The following is a 16,563-nucleotide window of genomic DNA, read 5'->3' on the forward strand; positions in this document are numbered from 1 at the left end:
GCCCTGCCAGACAGTGTTTACTTCGGATATCCGGTTGGGTTGTTCGATTGCCAGTGCCAGGTGCTGGCGCACATTTCTTCCAGCGTTTTTTCTGCGTGCCAGTTCAGCTCGGTTGCGGCGAGCGTAGGATCAGCGTAACAGCTTGCTATATCCCCACCGCGGCGAGGCGCAATACTGTAAGGTATATTCTTTCCTGATGCCGTCTCGAAGGCTTTTACCATCTCCAGCACGGAGTACCCCTGTCCTGTGCCAAGGTTGTAAGTGTCAAGTCCCATATTGAGCGCCAGTCTGTCCAGTGCCTTGAGGTGGCCGTTGGCGAGGTCTTCTACGTGAATGTAATCACGTACGCCCGTACCGTCTGGCGTGTTATAGTCATCGCCAAACACGCTGAGCTTTTCCAGTTTGCCGGTAGCGACCTGAGAAATGTAAGGCATCAGATTATTCGGTATACCGTTAGGATCTTCACCAATCTGTCCTGATGGGTGTGCACCTACCGGGTTAAAGTAGCGCAGTAATACAATGTTCCAGTCGTTATCTGATGCATACAGGTCAGTTAACACATGCTCAACCATCAGTTTGGACATGCCATAAGGATTGGTGGGGTGACCGGTGGCCATGCTTTCACGCAATGGCAGTGAGGCTGGGTCGCCATACACGGTAGCAGAAGAGCTGAATACGATATTCTTTACGTTGTGCTTACGCATGGCTTTACAAAGCGTAAGCGTGCCGTATACGTTGTTCTCGTAGTATTCCAGGGGCTTTTGTACAGACTCGCCAACCGCTTTCAGGCCAGCAAAATGGATTACAGCATGAATGTCATGCTCGCTGAAAATATCATCCAGTACTGCGGTGTCACGGATATCGCCCTGAACAAAGGTCACCGTTTTTCCGGTCAGACTTTCAACGCGACGCAGCGATTCAGCGCTTGAGTTGGCAAGGTTGTCCAAAACAACGACGGCATAGTCCTGCTCAAGCAACTGTAAGACGGTGTGACTGCCGATATAACCGGCACCACCGGTTACTAATATGGATTTCATTCTCTCTCCTTGGAAGGTTCAGGCAGGTATTTTGCACAGAGTGAGTACTGTATCGGTTTCACTGCAAGCGGGTAAAGTAAAAATACCAGTGCGGCCCATAATAATGAATGCCAGTTTTCCGCTGTTCGCAGTATAAGCGCGAAAACCGGAACAATGATCAAAAGCTTTAATACATTCAGTAGGGTTTTTTCTGGAATAGTGAGTTTTCGGGCGGCTTTTTCCAGCCGGTGTACACGTTCTTCCAAGGGCAAGCCGCTCAGAGCCGGAATGTTGCGGGTGGTAAAATACAGTCGCATGTGATTATCAGGCCTTAAAAATGAAAAACCGCTGGAGCGTATACTCCAACGGTTATTGTATGCAATTGGTGCGGTACATGATACCGCCTTAACACTTAACCTTGTTGCGAGACCGGGTGAGGTTCGTCAAGGTGGTCCTTTTCTGCCAGCTTTTCCCAATAGCGGGTTTTCAGTGACAGCAGCAGAACGACAATACCCACTGCAATACTGAACAAGCTGATTTGCAGATACAGGTTCGGCATTTCATCCAGACGGCTCGGGTCGAAATTACCAGCTAGCAGGCCAGCAATCACGTTACCGATAGAGTAGGTAAGAACGAAAACTCCCATCATCTGACCGGCAAAGCGTTTTGGAGAGAGCTTACTAACCGCGCTTAAGGCTACCGGACTCAGACACAGTTCGCCCACAGTGTGCAGGAAGTAAGTCATCACCAGCCAGTAAGGCGCCACTTTCAAACCGCTCGCAGCAAGCTGCGCAGCAAAGAACATAACAATAAAGCCACTTGCCATGATGATAAGGCCGATGGCACATTTAGCGCCGTAGGATGGGTCCAGCATTCGCTTACCCAGGTTTATCCAAAGTGCTGCGAAAAACGGCGATAACAGGATAATGAAAATAGAGTTAGCAGACTGAAACCAGGCTGGCGGAATTTCAAAGCTTCCCACGATGCGATCCGTGTAGTCACGGCCAAACAAGTTCAGCGAAGAGCCTGCTTGTTCAAAGCCTGCCCAGAAACACGCTGATGCAACACAGATAAGCAGCAGGGCGCCCATTCGCTTTTTCTCTGCACTATCCAGACTTCCGAAGAAGAAGATTGCACCAAAGTAAACGATAAATATCAGTGTGAAAGCCATCGCAACGTATGCTGCAAGCGCGACGGGGTCGATTATCAGAACGCCCATGCTGGTAGCGGCGGTCACCCCTGCCAGACCAATCAGGAACAGTGCAATCACGCTCCAGCTGCGTTTTCTAGCTTTGTCGGACATGGAAGTTGTAGGTTCAGCAGAAGCCCCTTCCAGCTTTGGTGTCGTCGCGCGGTACTGAACCAGACCGATAAACATACCAATTGCGGCTGCACCGAAAGCGTAATGATAACCCCAGTTAGGAGCCAGCCATCCACACACGCCATAGCCAATCAGTGAACCAATATTGATACCCATGTAATAAATGGTATAGCCACTGTCGCGACGACTGTCTTTGTCATCGTATAACTGACCCACCATGGCACTGATGTTTGGTTTGAGTAATCCGGTACCCAGCACCACCAGAATCAGACCGATGAAGAAGGTACTGTGCGAGGGAATGGCAAGTACGATGTGCCCGCACATGATAATGATACCGCCATACCACACGGCTTTTTGTCCGCCTAGCAGGCGGTCAGCAATCCAGCCGCCGGGAAGGCCCATGAAATAAACTGCACCAGTGTACAGTCCGTATATCGCGGTGGCGGAGGCCACGGTAAATGCAAGTCCCTCTTCCTGAAGGCTGGCCGTCATGAAAAGTACCAGCAGGGCACGCATGCCGTAATAGCTCATCCGTTCCCACATTTCTGTGAAAAACAGCGTTTGCAGGCCCCCTGGATGGCCAAAGAAGCTTGTATCGTTAGATGATTTTGTAGTCACAATAGAGTTCCGTTTTGATTATCTTTTTTATAGTGCACGAAGGTCATAGCCCCGGCGTTATTATCAAGTCCTCATCAAGGATACGTCGTTATACTAAAGGTTGGAACGTGACACAAGATGAGACGGGGATTTGTCTCGGTGTGGTGCACAAAGCCTGCACCCCGACTGATCAGGCTTTGTGTCTGTAGCAATTATCGTTTTGTGAGAAATACCGGCAACTTATAACTCGCGGATGGTCGCAATGACGATCCTGACAATCCCATAAAGTACTAACAAAATGACGGCAAACAATGTCAGGTTGTAAGTGACTTCTGGGTACTGGTTGTCATCCGGGTTGGTTGGCGACTCTATGGTCACCAGGTGCTGAAGCTTCTGATAAGTCTCAACGCGGGCATTTTCCAGTGTGATCAGAGAAGAGGAGAATGCCTGTATAGCCAGCTCAAGTTGGACTTTCAGGTTGCTGTATTGTGCCATTAGTTCGCTTACCGAGAGGGCACCTGTATCCTCATTATTGCTGATGCGCGCCTTTTGCTCTGCCAGTTGCTGCTCTAATGCACTGATTTCTCTTCTGGTGTTGATAATTTCCGGTGCCGTCTCTGACATCATGGTACGCATAGTGCGAAGTTCAGCTTTTTTCTGGGCCAGCGTGGCTTGTAATGAAAACGCAATTTGCTGAAAGGCGGCACCTTCAGCAGTTGGATCCAGAACATCGTATTTCGACTGAAACGCCAGTAAGTCGGTTTTCGCTTGCTGGAGCTTTTGCTCCACGATCGCATGTTCCCCTTTGGCAAATACCAGTTTGGATTTTGCTAAATCATTATTGATGGCATTAATAAACGCTTCAGCCTTAGCCACAATTGTGCTGTTTATCAGCGTAGCGTATTCCGGGGTAAAAGCCCGGGCCTTGAGGGTAATAACGGCAGAGGTTGAATCGACAGTGACGTCAATGTGATTAAGGTAATATTGATAGAAATCCTCTTCGCTATGAGAAGAGGGCAGTCCGCTGAATAAATCTGCTTCATCGGAGGTGTAATGCGCCCGAATCTGAATAGCGTCTTCGAGGTGATTAAGCATGTCAGCAGACTGAATGTAGGCTTCGACGATTTTGCTTTCCTCACTGGCCGCAGAGCCTGACACTGTGGCCATGAGTAAGGATGAGGGATCGAAGCTGCTGCCGCCCTCACTGGACTTTACAATGAGCTGGCTCTGACTTTCATACTGGGGGGCGGCCCAGACAATTAAGTAGAAGGCATAGAGTAGCCAGGGCATCACCAGCAACAACGTCTTGTGCTGTTTGACGAACGCATTAACTTTTAAAAGAGTGTCCTTCACGTTTTAATACCTGTTAATTTATTTTTTATTTTCCTGGGTGTAGACGTCGATGCCTTCTTCCAGGTCAGCATAGTAAGTCAGCCTGCCTTCATCGATAACCACAGCAGACGTGCAAAACTCGCGAATTTGGTCCAGTTCGTGACTGACCATAATGACGCCCGCTTGTTCACTTTTTTCTTTCAGGCTGGCTCGGGCTTTCTTTCTGAAAATGGGATCACCGACCGATGTGGCCTCGTCGATGAGGTAAATATCGAAGTCGATATTCATACAACAGGCAAACACCAGCTTGGCGCGCATGCCAGAGGAATAAGTTCTGACAGGCAGATCAAAACGTTTCCCTACTTCTGCAAATTCCTGAACCCTTTCTTCGTAGTCGCTTAGTGATCGCACATTGTTGATGCGACCAATGAAGCGGGTGTTCTCACGGCCTGTCATCTGGGGGTGAATGCCGGTCTGCAGCGCTACCGGCCAGGACATGGCTTTGTTAGTTACTATCCGGCCAGTATCGGGATATTCACTTTTTGCCAGTAAGCGGAATAGTGTCGATTTACCGGTACCATTCTTACCCAAAATGGCAACGTTATTCTCTGTCGGAAAATCAAAATTAAGATTTCGAAAGATATACTGAGGTCCTAACTTACTCGGATAGCTCTTTGTCAGGTTTTCTATGCGAATCATCGTGCTAGTACCCGTTTCCAGGTAATGTGGTAGAGGCAAAGGGCGAAAAAGAGGCTGCCGATGGTTGTTTCGGTTATAAAGCTTATGCTTACACCCGTATTACCATAGCTCGGGTAGCAGGCATAACGAGCCAATTCGTTGAAATGAACTAATGGGTTCCATGTTAAATAGGGCCAATATTCTTTGGGAATATCCTGTAAACTAAAAAATACGCAAGATATAAAGAGAAGGGGTCGCATCATCATAGACTTTACTTTGTCTATTTCAGGAATAAATGCGGCAACAATCCCAAAAATTAGCCCAATGGATATTGAAAGTATCCATAGCATAAAAAATAGAAAAATTAGCAATAAATAGTTTTCTACGGTAATTCCATCACCCATAAGATATAGCGCTATTGCTAATAGAGCAATTACAACTACTTTAATGGAAAACTCCAGAAAACCAGCAGTAATTATCGCCGACATAGGCTGAACTTGCCTGAAGGCATAAAGAGGTTTATTTTTTCTTATTGAGGTAGAAACGCTTTGCACCCCAGAGGTAAAAGACTGAAGACCTACTAAGCCAATCATCATAAAGTGAAAGAGAGATATTCCATGTATATCCCCCTCTTTCAACATTCCCCTTATCGAGGATAAAGCAAAAATAAAAACAAACGGCTCAAGAAACGCCCAGCTCAGACCAAACTTGTCGTTAAATTTGCTTTGCAACTCACGCAGGAACAGTGCAAATATCACTGTTCGCCATGCGTAGAGTTGTTCTTTAAATGTCACCATCGGCCGCTTAGTTGGTCGCTACGTTGGCAGCAACAGCAATCTGATAGATAATCTGGGTGATATCCTTGATTGCCTGCAGAGACTTGGTGTCGATAGCGGGTAATACGACAACCTGATCGCCGGCATCGAAATTCACATCCTCATCACCTATTGCGGCAAAATCAACGGTCCCGTTTTTACGGATCACCATTATACGGTCATCGTCTGCACGTTGCGTGAAGCCGCCTGCCCAGGCCACATAATCTTCGGTTGTGGCGTCAGGGTTAAAGACGACCGACTGTGGCAGCATGACTTCGCCGCCTACATGAACCAAATCGGTCATTTCCGGGATCACAACCGTATCACCGGGCTCTAATAAGATGTTTGCGACTTCGCCGTTCTGCGACACTATCACTTTACCCAGAGGTTCAATTTGGCGTGCTCTGGCAACAAAGTCAGAGACTAGTTGCGCTTCCTGCACACGTATCGACCCTTCGCCAGTCGAGCTGATGGGGGCGGTATAGACGCTTCGCTCTAAACGCTCAAGCGCTTGTTCGATAATTTCTTTTTGCTTAGCAGCGACGCTTTCCCGCATCAGATAGATACTTTGAATGTCGGAAATGTCGCGGTCGATGGCGATATGGTCCAACACGTCCATCAGACGGGTCCCTTTGTCCACCATGACCTGAGACGCGCCTTTATGGGCACCGGCAACATTAATGCGGTAAATTTGTGGCTCGTGATCGTCAACATATTCCACTGTATCGCCTGGCATCAGCGGAAGTCTGGCAAAGTTATCCAGCGTCAGGTAACGCGCGAATGCTTTGTTGTTTCTTACTCCGGCGACGGATACGTGGCTGATAAACTCCCCCGGACGCGCAAAATAGTTAACCACATCGCCTACCAGCTCTTCCTCAGAAAATTCAAAAGTGAAGCTGTTTCTGGCACCGGTTTCTACCACAACCGTGTTGCCAATTGGACGTACCAGAATGGTATCGCCATCTTTAAACGACACGTCGGGCATTTTTCCATTTCTGAAAAAGTGATACAAATCTGCGGTGGCTATAACTTTGTCATCGCGGATAACGTCGATTTCACGGAAACTGCCACGCTGAAAGTCAATGCCGCCCGCGCGCTTTAGGAAATAGAGGACACTGTCAGAGGCCAGGCCGGCATACTGACCGGGACGCAACACCGGGCCGGCAATAAACACTGATACCGGCGTCGAGGTGAGCAGATTTACGTAAAGACTGACATCGTTGGTGTAAACTTGTCGGATCCGGTTTGACACTGTCTGGTTTACAGTACCGGCAGGAGTATTTGCCACGCGGATCGGACCGATGTTCGGGATAAAGATGTTACCCTGATTATCCACTGTCACAACGTCAGAGTAATTAACAGCGCCCCAGATCCAGATTGAAATTTTGTCACCCGGTGCAATGAGGTAATTATCATTTTGACCGGTTGTTCGCTCTGACTCAAAGCCACCAATAAACAAGTTTGCGGCAAACGGCGGGTTCGCCATTGGTTCCTGTGCGGGGAAAACTGTCTCGATGGTGGGCTCGCCAGGCAATGTTTGCCCGTTGCGGGGCTGTGTGGTGTACTGGCCCGTCGACGGCAGGTTGCTGCTGGCACCCGGTAGCGTGCGTTGGCTGTTGAGAGCCATCGGGGACACTGCCTGCCCCGCCACACCTGAAGACGAGGTGCCGGCGCGCTGCGACTGCAGTTGCTGCAACTGTTGTAACTGCTCTGCTGTCTGCGAGAAAGCGGAGAAACTCATTGTTACTAAAAGCAGACAGATCGTTGATATTGCCCACTTTTCAGAATGGTTGATTAAAATCACGTTCACAAACTCTCTATACTTTTAACCAGCGGCTCAAGCATTACCCATTGCCCACGACGCTGACACATCACACGTTCATCATCGTGAGCGATGTCACCGGACTGCACCCGTAACCTGCGGCATTCAGCGCCACTGGCAGATATGTAGGCTGAATCAATCATAAATATACTGCCGTCAAGCTGGACGCGCTGACCCACTGTTGTAGAGGCTGATGGTGCAATTATTGCATCTCGATCCAGCGTGTAGGCTAGTGATGAGTGTACCAAGGGGACGTTGGCTTCAACTGCAGTGGGAGCAGAGGCACACCCTGTTAACCACGGCAATGTAGCGATTCCGGCGAGAAAAAAAGACCGTATTCGATTCATTGAGTTATATCCATATCGCAAACTGGCGGTAGGATAACATAAGTTACGCGAAATACATGTAGTAGAGTTGGGCAACATCATACGGTTGCGCTATTTTTGTCCACTACGGCATTTCGACGTCGCGTGATGAGAAAACAGGTCGCTGTTTGGAGGGCGGGAAGGCCCTTCTGAAAGTTTTTACAGTAAAAGGGTGGTCTCTGTTTTGAATGTCTATTATTATATGCAGGTTTTTTCAGCCATGCTCCGTGGTTTGGTTTATAAGGGGCTCGGGGTGAGTAAAAAGGATGCAGTATTTGTGATGGAACAGACCTCAGTTTTTCGCGTTTTTTTCAGTAGCATTCTTAATAGTCCAATGGCAGAAGTGTCTCAGGAACAATTGTAAAATGTTTGACTATCTGCAGTTTGTGCCGCTGTTCACAGCCTTCTTTGTTGCGTTGATACTATTGGTTGTCATGACGCCACTGGCTCATCAGTTTGGGTTGGTCGACCAGCCAAACATACGCAAGCAGCATGCTGGCATGGTACCACTGACGGGTGGTGTCGCCATATTTATGGCTGTACTGGTCGCCAGTGTTGCTACTGACGTATGGATGAAAAATAACCCGCTTTTCTTTACCGCTTCGGCATTTATCGTGTTGCTTGGTGCACTGGACGACCGTTTCGACCTTAGTGCTAAAGGCCGACTGGTTTGTCAGTTTGGTGTTGCATCAATCATGGCCTGGAGCGCGCAGAATTATATCACGTCACTTGGAGATATCCTTGGAACCGGCGAGGTGTACCTCGGTTTAGCTGGCTACTTTTTTACAATTGTATGCGTTGTTGGGGTGATTAACGCCTTTAACATGATAGATGGAATTGATGGTCTTGCCGGCGGAATGAGTTTGGTTGTGCTTCTGACGGTGGTAGGTTTCCTGCTGGCAACCGGTAACGGTGGGGCTATCATGGAACCTCTGATCATTGTTGCCGCCATTGTACCGTTTCTTGCGTTCAACCTGAGTTGGAAAGGCTTTAAAGGTAATAAAATATTCATGGGCGATGCGGGCAGCATGTTTGTTGGCCTCACCATTGTTTGGTTGTTGGTTGATCACACTCAGGGAGCAGAAGCTGCATTCAGACCGATTACTGCTGTGTGGTTGATTGGTCTGCCACTGATGGATATGGCTGCGATTATGTATCGACGCGCGCGCAAGGGACAATCTGTGCTGCGCCCTGACCGTAAGCACTTACACAACATCTTCATGCGCGCCGGGCTAAGCTCTCGTCAGTCTCTTATTGCGATTTTGTTCCTGGGGGCGTGTTATTGTTTTATTGGGGTCATGGGTGAGGTATTCATGGTACCTGATGCTATTATGTTCTGGGGCTTTATCGGAACATTAGTGTTATACAGTTTTGTCATCCAGAATATTTGGTCCATCATCCGCCTGTTCAAACGCAAAACAAAATAGCGCACCAATAATGTGCATATGCGTTTTTTCCGGGCAAAACTCTCTCATTTCTGCTAGCTTGCCAAAGGCATCAGGCTAATCCAAACACAGGTGTTTTTTGGCGAGCGCATTCACGGTTCTTCACGATCATTTTCATCAGGACACTATCCAGACGGTAGTGGGGATGAGCGTATATGACGGTGATAGGTTTGACTGGATAAAGCAGGCCGCGGAAAGCATTTTACAACAGACATACACCGATTTTCTGTTTGTCATCGTCATTGATGGTGAGATACCGGTGCGTACAATGAACCTGATTAAAGATCTTGCGTTCGAAGACCGCCGCCTAGTCATCGCGCAGAATGAAGAAAACATGGGGTTGGCGGCTAGTATGAACAATATTATTGCCTGGGCCGAGAAATTCGATCCTATGTTTTTTGTCAGAATGGATGCTGATGATGTCAGCATGCCAAACCGACTTGAACGTCAAATCAATTACCTCACCAAGCACAAAAATATTGCGGTGTTAGGAAGTGCACTGACAGAGGTCAATGAAGAGGGGCAGAAGGTCGGAGCCAGGGTTATGCCTGCAGGCCATCGACAAATCACACATTTGCTGCCACGACGATGCACATTGAATCATCCGACGGTTGTGATCCGCTATAACGTATTTCGCGACGGTTTTACCTACGATCCTACACTGAAAAATACGCAGGATTACTTTCTGTGGATAACGCTTGCCAGCCAGGGCTACATATTCAGAAACCTGAAAGACAGGTTGCTGCATTTTCGAAGAGTGAATAATTTTTATAAACGTCGGGGCCTTGGCAAGTCGATTAATGAATACAAAGCCCGGTTATATGCAATGCGAAGCTTAAATCGCATTACCCTCTGGAATTTCACTTATGCGACAGCCGTATTGGGTTTGCGTCTGATGCCCTCGCAAGTGGTAAAGTTAGCGTATAAGGTCGACAGACATCTACTTGAAAGGTTTATAAAGCATTGAGTATCGGTGCCGTCATTATTCTTTATCATCCCGATAAAGAGCATGTAACGCGTATGATTAACGAACTCGCCGGCGGTGAGCTTCGGGTGACGGTGGTGGACAATTCTCCAGACAAGACTGTATTGCCAGAGGCGAGCGCTCATCATTACCTGTTCTGTGGTGGCAATGTCGGGATTGCTGAAGCGCAAAACCGTGGCATTCATGATTGTGTTCGTGCAGGTTGCAGTGAAGTGCTTATTCTTGATCAGGATAGTAAGATTTCGCTAAGCATTGTTCGACGTTTACATGAACATCTACTGGCGGTCATGGCCTCAGAGCAACGCGTGGCTGCCGTAGGGCCAATGTTAATTTGTGAGTTTTCTAATAAGCAGGTCAAACCGAAGTTACAAAAGGCGCTATCGATAAAGGATAACCTCTCAGAAGTACGGCAGATTATTGCGTCGGGGATGCTTATTCCTGCATCGGCATTTGAGCGTATTGGCCCCAAAGAATCTGAGTTGTTTATAGATGGCGTTGACCATGAGTGGTGCTGGCGAGCACGTAAACAAGGCTATAAAGTTTATCAGGCACTGGATGTGGGAATGCCTCACCGCCAGGGCGACGCCCGTCATAAAATTTGCGGGCTGGAGTTTAAGCAAGGTAGCCCGGTTCGATTGTACTATCAGGTACGCAATGTGCTTCTTCTTTCGCGACGCTCTTATGTTCCGTTTTACTGGAAGTGTCGCCACCTCATGGCGCTACCATTGCGTTGGATGGTGAATCGTTGGCATTTCTCTGACGGACAGGCGCGTGGGCGGTATTTTGTGAAAGGATTGTTAGATGGAGTGCGGGGAAAAACCGGTAAATTGGGTTAGGAAATGCCTTCGTTTAATCATTGGCTTTCAGTAAAAATGTCGCTAATCTAAGACAAATTTACTCATCCACCCTGATTTTAGAAATAGAGCCGGGTGGCAGTGTATAGAGCGTAGAGCAGTCTGCGTCTCGGACCTCGGTAAGGGATGGTTTCCCTAAGACAGTGCAGGTGCGATTTCGCAGTGCAAAAATTAAGAAACAAGAGCCACCGTAGGTTCCTGAGGCTATGAATTATCCGCTCAGTACTTCAGTGTGCGCAGAAGCTTTTGTCACGTTGTAATGGGTGGAGATGAAAGAGCCGTGTACCTTTGGTCGTAGTCGGCCGCGCCAAACACTATTAATATGCGAGTGTCATGCTTTTTGTGAAGCAAAATACTCGTGATGACAGGGATATCGAACCCTGATTATGAAACAACAGAGCGCTGTCAGCAGCGTAGTTGCTCGACGGCAGGAAACTATTCGAGCCAGCACGTATGATGGAATGCGGATTGCATCAGTAAGCGATTGGTCGTGGATTATCAGTACAAGGACATAAAACTATGAGTCAAGTAAAGAAGGCCGTTATTCCGGTCGCCGGTTTGGGAACCAGAATGTTGCCTGCTACCAAAGCCATTCCGAAAGAAATGCTGCCGGTAGTAGACAAACCGCTTATTCAATACGTTGTCAATGAATGTGTGGCAGCTGGGGTGAAAGAGATAATTCTGGTGACTCATGCCAGTAAAAACAGTATCGAAAACCATTTTGATACTTCGTTTGAGCTGGAAGCCACTCTGGAAAAGCGTGTAAAAAGACAGCTTTTAGAAGAAGTTCAGTCCATTTGCCCGAAAGACGTCACGATTATGCAGGTGCGTCAAGGTGTAGCCAACGGTTTGGGGCATGCCATTTTATGTGCCCGCCCGCTGGTAGGTGATGCGCCTTTCGCGGTGGTATTGCCTGATGTCATTATCGATGATGTGGCGAGTAACCCGAAAAAAGATAACCTGGCAGACATGGTGGCGAAATTTAATACCAGCCGCGTCAGTCAGGTAATGGTTGAACAGGTGCCGCAGGAAGATATCCCTAAGTTCGGTATTGCCGATCTTGATGGTGCATCAATCAAGCAAGGTGATTCAGCAAAGATCCACGGTATGGTTGAAAAGCCAGCACTGGAAGATGCGCCGTCGGACCTTGCGATTGTAGGTCGCTACGTATTGTCGGAAAAAATCTGGGATCTGCTCGAGTACACGCCGCCGGGCGCCGGCGGTGAAGTGCAACTGACTGATGCCATTGACGCACTAATGAAAATCGAACAGGTTGATGCCTACTACATGAAAGGTAAGAGCCACGATTGCGGAAGTAAGCTAGGTTACATGATGGCAAACGTTGAATATGCGTTACGTCATCCTGCACTGGCCGACGAGTTTAAGAAATACCTTTCTACATTGAAAGTCTGAACAGACATTCATTGGCAGTGAAAAAGGCTCCTTTGGGAGCCTTTTTTGTATCGCCTGCCATCACGCTGACAATCGTCAATACATGTGACTAACTTTGATATTTATCATCGTCAAGCAGCTAAGCAGGACGCAGACAGGTATCTGACTGGCTGCTACCAGAGCAGATTGCGAAAGCGACTTAATGCACCTGCGCGACCTTCACCTGCGACTCGATTTTCGCAAGCAGCTTTTCTCCAATGCCTCTGACTTCAGTAAGCTGAGCTACCTCTACAAACCGGCCTACTTCTTCGCGATAATCAACAATTGCCTGAGCTTTGCTTTTTCCAATGCCGGGCAACATCATAAGCTGCTCAACTGTTGCAGAGTTTAAGTCCAGCGTTGCCTGTTGAATCTGCGAGCCTGCACTGTCATTTGCCTGCACCGGCGTAGGTAGAGAGCAAAACGCACCGGCGCTTGCCAGCATGAGAACGGGGAGTAGTTTCTTCATAATCAATCCTTAATGGGTTATGTACATCAATGTACAAATCGGATTGTAGTGCAAAGGCGAGGGGCGTCTAGTCTGGTTTTTGTACAGGTATAAAAAACGGGCCAGAAGGCCCGCTTTGAAATATAAGATTGCGCTTGTAGTTACAGGCGATCCAATACTGACTGAGTAAACTCCGTAGTTCCGGCTTCGCCACCCAGATCGCGAGTGGTTCTGTCACCGCTTTCGATAACGTCTTTCAGTGCACTGCGGATTTTTTCAGCTTTATCACCCATATTCAGGTATTCAAGCATCTGAATAGCAGCGAGGATAACTGATGTTGGGTTTGCCAGATTCTTACCGGCAATGTCCGGAGCTGAGCCGTGAACAGCTTCAAAGATCGCGCAGTCTTTTCCGATGTTCGCGCCAGGTGCCATACCCAGCCCACCAACCAGACCTGCACACAGATCAGACAAGATATCGCCGAACAGGTTAGTGGTTACGATAACGTCGAACTGATGCGGGTTCATAACCAGCTGCATACAGGTGTTATCTACAATCATTTCGGTAGACTCGATGTCAGGGTAACGTTCACCCACTTCACGTGCCACTTTCAGGAACAACCCTGAAGTCGATTTCAGGATATTGGCTTTGTGGACGGCAGTGACTTTCTTACGGCCTTCGCGGCGAGCCAGTTCGTAAGCGAATGTTACGATTTGCTCTGCACCTTCGCGGGTGATCTTACTCATGGCTTCCGCTTCGTTGCCATCTTCAGAAACTACTTGTCCAAGGCCGGAGTACATACCCTGCGTGTTTTCACGCACAGTGATAATGTCGATGTCTTCGTAACGTGCTTTCGTGCCTTTGAAAGAAAGTACAGGACGCACATTTGCATAAAGCTTGAATTGTTTACGCAAGCTGACGTTGATAGATGTGAAGCCTTCGCCAACGGGTGTGGTTAGCGGGCCTTTCAGTGCCACTTTATTCTTGGCGATCAGGTCCAGGGTTTCCTGAGGAAGTAGCTCGCCGTGATTTTCCAGCGCCATAAGCCCAGCGTCAGCGTAATCGTAGGCAAAATCACATCCTACCTTGTCCAGAATTTTAATTGTTGCATCAATGATGTCTGGGCCAATGCCATCACCGCGAATGACTGTAATGCGTTGCTGAGTCATGTGGAGGGATCCTCTGATAATTCTGTAAACTTGTTCGTTAGGTTTCTAATCATAGTCTGGCATAACAATCGCGCCAAATGATGTGACATCATACGGTGCGTGGGAGTCGTTGGATATGCGCGTATGGTCGTACTGCGCTTTTTGTATCGCTTCAAATCTGAAGCTGCGGGCCAGATCAGGCGTATTCTATAGGATCCGAAGAGCGAGTTATAGTCATCCGACCTATTTTCTGGCAACGAGTCTCATAAATTTACCGGGCAGTACAGCAATGTCCCGATTTCCCCCCTGATTGCAGTGATATGGTGTTCACTTATCCCTGTAATCGTCATTGCCTGATTTATCTTTGTGGGAAGCGAGCCACCGTCGCTGGTACCACGGAACATCCAGGCAGCTGACCAGTAAACTGCGAGGCAAAGCAGACTGTACTCCTTTTGCAGCGAGCGTGGCACATCTGCAGGGAGCTTACCGGTGTGATACAAAAGGGCGCGCCAAGTAGCCGGTTGATGCCAGCCCTGTGCAAGATCTGAAACCAGTGTTTGCCAGTTCTCTGTTCCTTTCACCGCCATCAGCGACTGTATATCGTGGTATTTTTCGTGGTTGACAGGCAACTTACTGACTATTTTCATTTCCGGCAACATGGAAAGGGGAGCTGTTAAAAATGTGGCCACCAGTGCGGCAGACTGACTGGTAAAACGGGTTTCAGTATGCACAGATAACTGCGCCGCCACTGCAGAGACAAGAACAGTAAAGTGTCGCACTTGCGCCACTAATGGATAGGTGTGTTGATTCAGTCTGGTTTGTACTGCCTGCTGAGTGAGCATGTCGCCAACGCGCGCTGTGCCATAAGTGAGCACCGCCTGCTTTAGATTTTGAACCGGCAACTGAAGCCGGTTATCACTGCTGGCAGAGAGACGGAGGAAATCACTGAATACTGGTTCTTTCTGAATTAGCTCACAGAGATCATCAATATCAGTACTCTCTGCCTGTAGCATATCGATGATTTGAAGCAAGCGGGCTGGAGGACGATTTATTGGATAAACCTGACGGAATGGGCCAGTATCGCTTGCTGCATCCTTATCGGGCTGACACTGCTCGTAATGTGCAAGCCAGCGAGTAAATGGTATTGGCTGGCGCGCGCTTGGCATCAGCATTTCTACCTTCACCCACTCATGAGAAGTTGTATCATGAGTTTGCTCGCGAGTTCTCACGATAGCAGCATGTTGTCCCCTAACCGCCAGGATCACAGCAGGCACGCCCTGAATTATCACTCTTTGACCGGGCTGGTTTTCCCCGGGAATTCGTAGCAGTGCAGTTAACTCATGATGACACGAGGATGGGAGAACAGCGCTCAGCTTTCGAAGCAGAATGACCAACGGTTGAAACGGCAGATGTTTTGCGAGTGTGCCGGCAATTAATGCAAGACGCTGATAGCGATTCAGTGCTGGACGGCGCAATAGCGGCAATGCTTTATGTCCAGCGAGTGCTTTGCGTACCAATATTATATCCAGCCAGATAAAAAGCCCTCGCTTTCGAAATCGCTGAATTAGATGACGCATGTCTCGTTGATTAACTTTTGGACTGTCATTATTGCTTACTGCTGCAAGTATGACTGCTGCAGAAAGATGTTGCAGCGTATGCTCGTTAAGGTGTTGATCCATGCCAAGCATGATGGTCATAAGGAGTGGCCGGCAGACAGGCACTAAGTTCTCGTCATCCTGCCCTGGTAGTTGTAAAAGTGCCAGGACAACGTCAGGGTTTGAGCGGCAAAGTTGCATCGCTTTTGTAGCGGCTTTCAGACAAGCGTTGGGAAGATCGTCTTCAAATCCTCTTGTGCAGGCCAGCTTACTGACTGCAGTGAGCTGTGCTTCAACCGCCGTGATTCCGGGGTGTCCCACCGCCAGCGCTAACTCTGCTGATAGCTTTGGTAGGCACCTTCACCCCAGGCGATTAAGGTATCGTTCTCAAATAATAATGGCGTGCATTCATCTTGTGTGGTGAGTCCGTCAGCCCTTACGTGCTGGGTGCGATAAAACATCACCTGAATGGTGGTGCCTTTTTCCATTTTCGCCTCAGTAATATCCGGTGAGCCTAACAGGGCCAGCACTTCCTCTCGGGTGCTTCCCAGTTTCAGTTTGGTGATCTGAACTTTGTTGTACTCCTCGCGATCCTGCCAGTCCATATTCTCTGGTTTGTCAGGATAAAAAGAGAGTACCAGAAATACGAACAACGCATACGCTGCTGCGCCCAAAACTATCAGCCGAATAACCTTACTGTTCATCCTTCTT

Annotated in this window: 16 protein-coding genes; 4 read left to right on the plus strand and 12 right to left on the minus strand. The window is 48.3% G+C overall.

All coding sequences use genetic code 11. The features are described from left to right. Window positions 1-17: 17 nt before the first annotated feature. From galE to ACLBLI_RS05000, 8 genes are all read right to left on the minus strand, one after another. Window positions 18-1,037, minus strand: a complete 1,020-nt coding sequence (gene galE / locus ACLBLI_RS04965; RefSeq protein ID WP_414830039.1) for a UDP-glucose 4-epimerase GalE — start codon at window positions 1,035-1,037, stop codon at window positions 18-20. Next, a complete protein-coding gene (locus ACLBLI_RS04970; protein WP_414830040.1) occupies window positions 1,034-1,333 on the minus strand; it encodes a DUF6170 family protein in 300 nt (99 codons plus the stop codon). The genes galE and ACLBLI_RS04970 overlap by 4 nt, the downstream gene beginning before the upstream one ends. A 95-nt stretch (window positions 1,334-1,428) precedes the next feature. After that, window positions 1,429-2,880, minus strand: coding sequence for a peptide MFS transporter (locus ACLBLI_RS04975; protein ID WP_414830906.1), 1,452 nt, complete (start codon window positions 2,878-2,880; stop codon window positions 1,429-1,431). Window positions 2,881-3,174: 294 nt separating this feature from the next. Further along, the gene (locus ACLBLI_RS04980; RefSeq protein ID WP_414830041.1) at window positions 3,175-4,287 is read right to left on the minus strand and encodes a capsule biosynthesis protein; all 1,113 of its coding nucleotides are present in this window, start codon (window positions 4,285-4,287) and stop codon (window positions 3,175-3,177) included. An 18-nt stretch (window positions 4,288-4,305) separates the two neighbouring features. Beyond that, on the minus strand, window positions 4,306-4,965 hold the full coding sequence (locus ACLBLI_RS04985; protein ID WP_414830042.1) for an ABC transporter ATP-binding protein: 660 nt from the start codon (window positions 4,963-4,965) through the stop codon (window positions 4,306-4,308). Beyond that, window positions 4,962-5,741 (minus strand): ABC transporter permease, encoded by a 780-nt coding sequence (locus tag ACLBLI_RS04990; RefSeq protein ID WP_414830043.1) that lies wholly within the window; start codon window positions 5,739-5,741, stop codon window positions 4,962-4,964. Before ACLBLI_RS04990 ends, ACLBLI_RS04985 begins: the two co-directional genes overlap by 4 nt. A gap of 7 nt (window positions 5,742-5,748) precedes the next feature. Continuing rightward, the gene (locus ACLBLI_RS04995; protein ID WP_414830907.1) at window positions 5,749-7,500 is read right to left on the minus strand and encodes a polysaccharide biosynthesis/export family protein; all 1,752 of its coding nucleotides are present in this window, start codon (window positions 7,498-7,500) and stop codon (window positions 5,749-5,751) included. A 65-nt stretch (window positions 7,501-7,565) separates the two neighbouring features. Next, entirely contained in the window at window positions 7,566-7,928 is a 363-nt protein-coding gene (locus ACLBLI_RS05000; protein WP_414830044.1) for a DVU3141 family protein, read from the minus strand. A gap of 383 nt (window positions 7,929-8,311) precedes the next feature. On the opposite strand from ACLBLI_RS05000, the gene wecA reads away from it, so the two are divergent. From wecA to galU, 4 genes are all read left to right on the plus strand, one after another. Beyond that, complete coding sequence (gene wecA, locus ACLBLI_RS05005) at window positions 8,312-9,373, plus strand: UDP-N-acetylglucosamine--undecaprenyl-phosphate N-acetylglucosaminephosphotransferase (RefSeq protein ID WP_414830045.1); 1,062 nt, start codon at window positions 8,312-8,314, stop codon at window positions 9,371-9,373. Between the two features lie 97 nt (window positions 9,374-9,470). Then, complete coding sequence (locus ACLBLI_RS05010) at window positions 9,471-10,358, plus strand: glycosyltransferase (RefSeq protein WP_414830046.1); 888 nt, start codon at window positions 9,471-9,473, stop codon at window positions 10,356-10,358. Then, window positions 10,355-11,212, plus strand: a complete 858-nt coding sequence (locus ACLBLI_RS05015; protein ID WP_414830047.1) for a glycosyltransferase family 2 protein — start codon at window positions 10,355-10,357, stop codon at window positions 11,210-11,212. Before ACLBLI_RS05010 ends, ACLBLI_RS05015 begins: the two co-directional genes overlap by 4 nt. A 537-nt stretch (window positions 11,213-11,749) precedes the next feature. Then, window positions 11,750-12,643 (plus strand): UTP--glucose-1-phosphate uridylyltransferase GalU, encoded by an 894-nt coding sequence (galU, locus tag ACLBLI_RS05020; RefSeq protein ID WP_414830048.1) that lies wholly within the window; start codon window positions 11,750-11,752, stop codon window positions 12,641-12,643. A gap of 178 nt (window positions 12,644-12,821) precedes the next feature. Here the strand turns inward: galU and ACLBLI_RS05025 are convergent, their stop codons facing one another. The 4 genes from ACLBLI_RS05025 to ACLBLI_RS05040 form a co-directional block, all read right to left on the minus strand. Then, window positions 12,822-13,130, minus strand: coding sequence for a ComEA family DNA-binding protein (locus ACLBLI_RS05025; RefSeq protein ID WP_414830049.1), 309 nt, complete (start codon window positions 13,128-13,130; stop codon window positions 12,822-12,824). A gap of 140 nt (window positions 13,131-13,270) precedes the next feature. Next, window positions 13,271-14,278, minus strand: a complete 1,008-nt coding sequence (locus tag ACLBLI_RS05030) for an isocitrate dehydrogenase (protein WP_414830050.1) — start codon at window positions 14,276-14,278, stop codon at window positions 13,271-13,273. Window positions 14,279-14,520: 242 nt separating this feature from the next. Continuing rightward, the gene (locus ACLBLI_RS05035; protein WP_414830051.1) at window positions 14,521-16,173 is read right to left on the minus strand and encodes an HDOD domain-containing protein; all 1,653 of its coding nucleotides are present in this window, start codon (window positions 16,171-16,173) and stop codon (window positions 14,521-14,523) included. A gap of 8 nt (window positions 16,174-16,181) precedes the next feature. Further along, window positions 16,182-16,556, minus strand: coding sequence for a DUF3192 domain-containing protein (locus ACLBLI_RS05040; RefSeq protein WP_218313235.1), 375 nt, complete (start codon window positions 16,554-16,556; stop codon window positions 16,182-16,184). Between the last annotated feature and the right edge of the window lie 7 nt (window positions 16,557-16,563).

The sequence above is a fragment of the Alteromonas sp. H39 genome (assembly GCF_047556435.1).
Classification (GTDB): domain Bacteria; phylum Pseudomonadota; class Gammaproteobacteria; order Enterobacterales; family Alteromonadaceae; genus Alteromonas.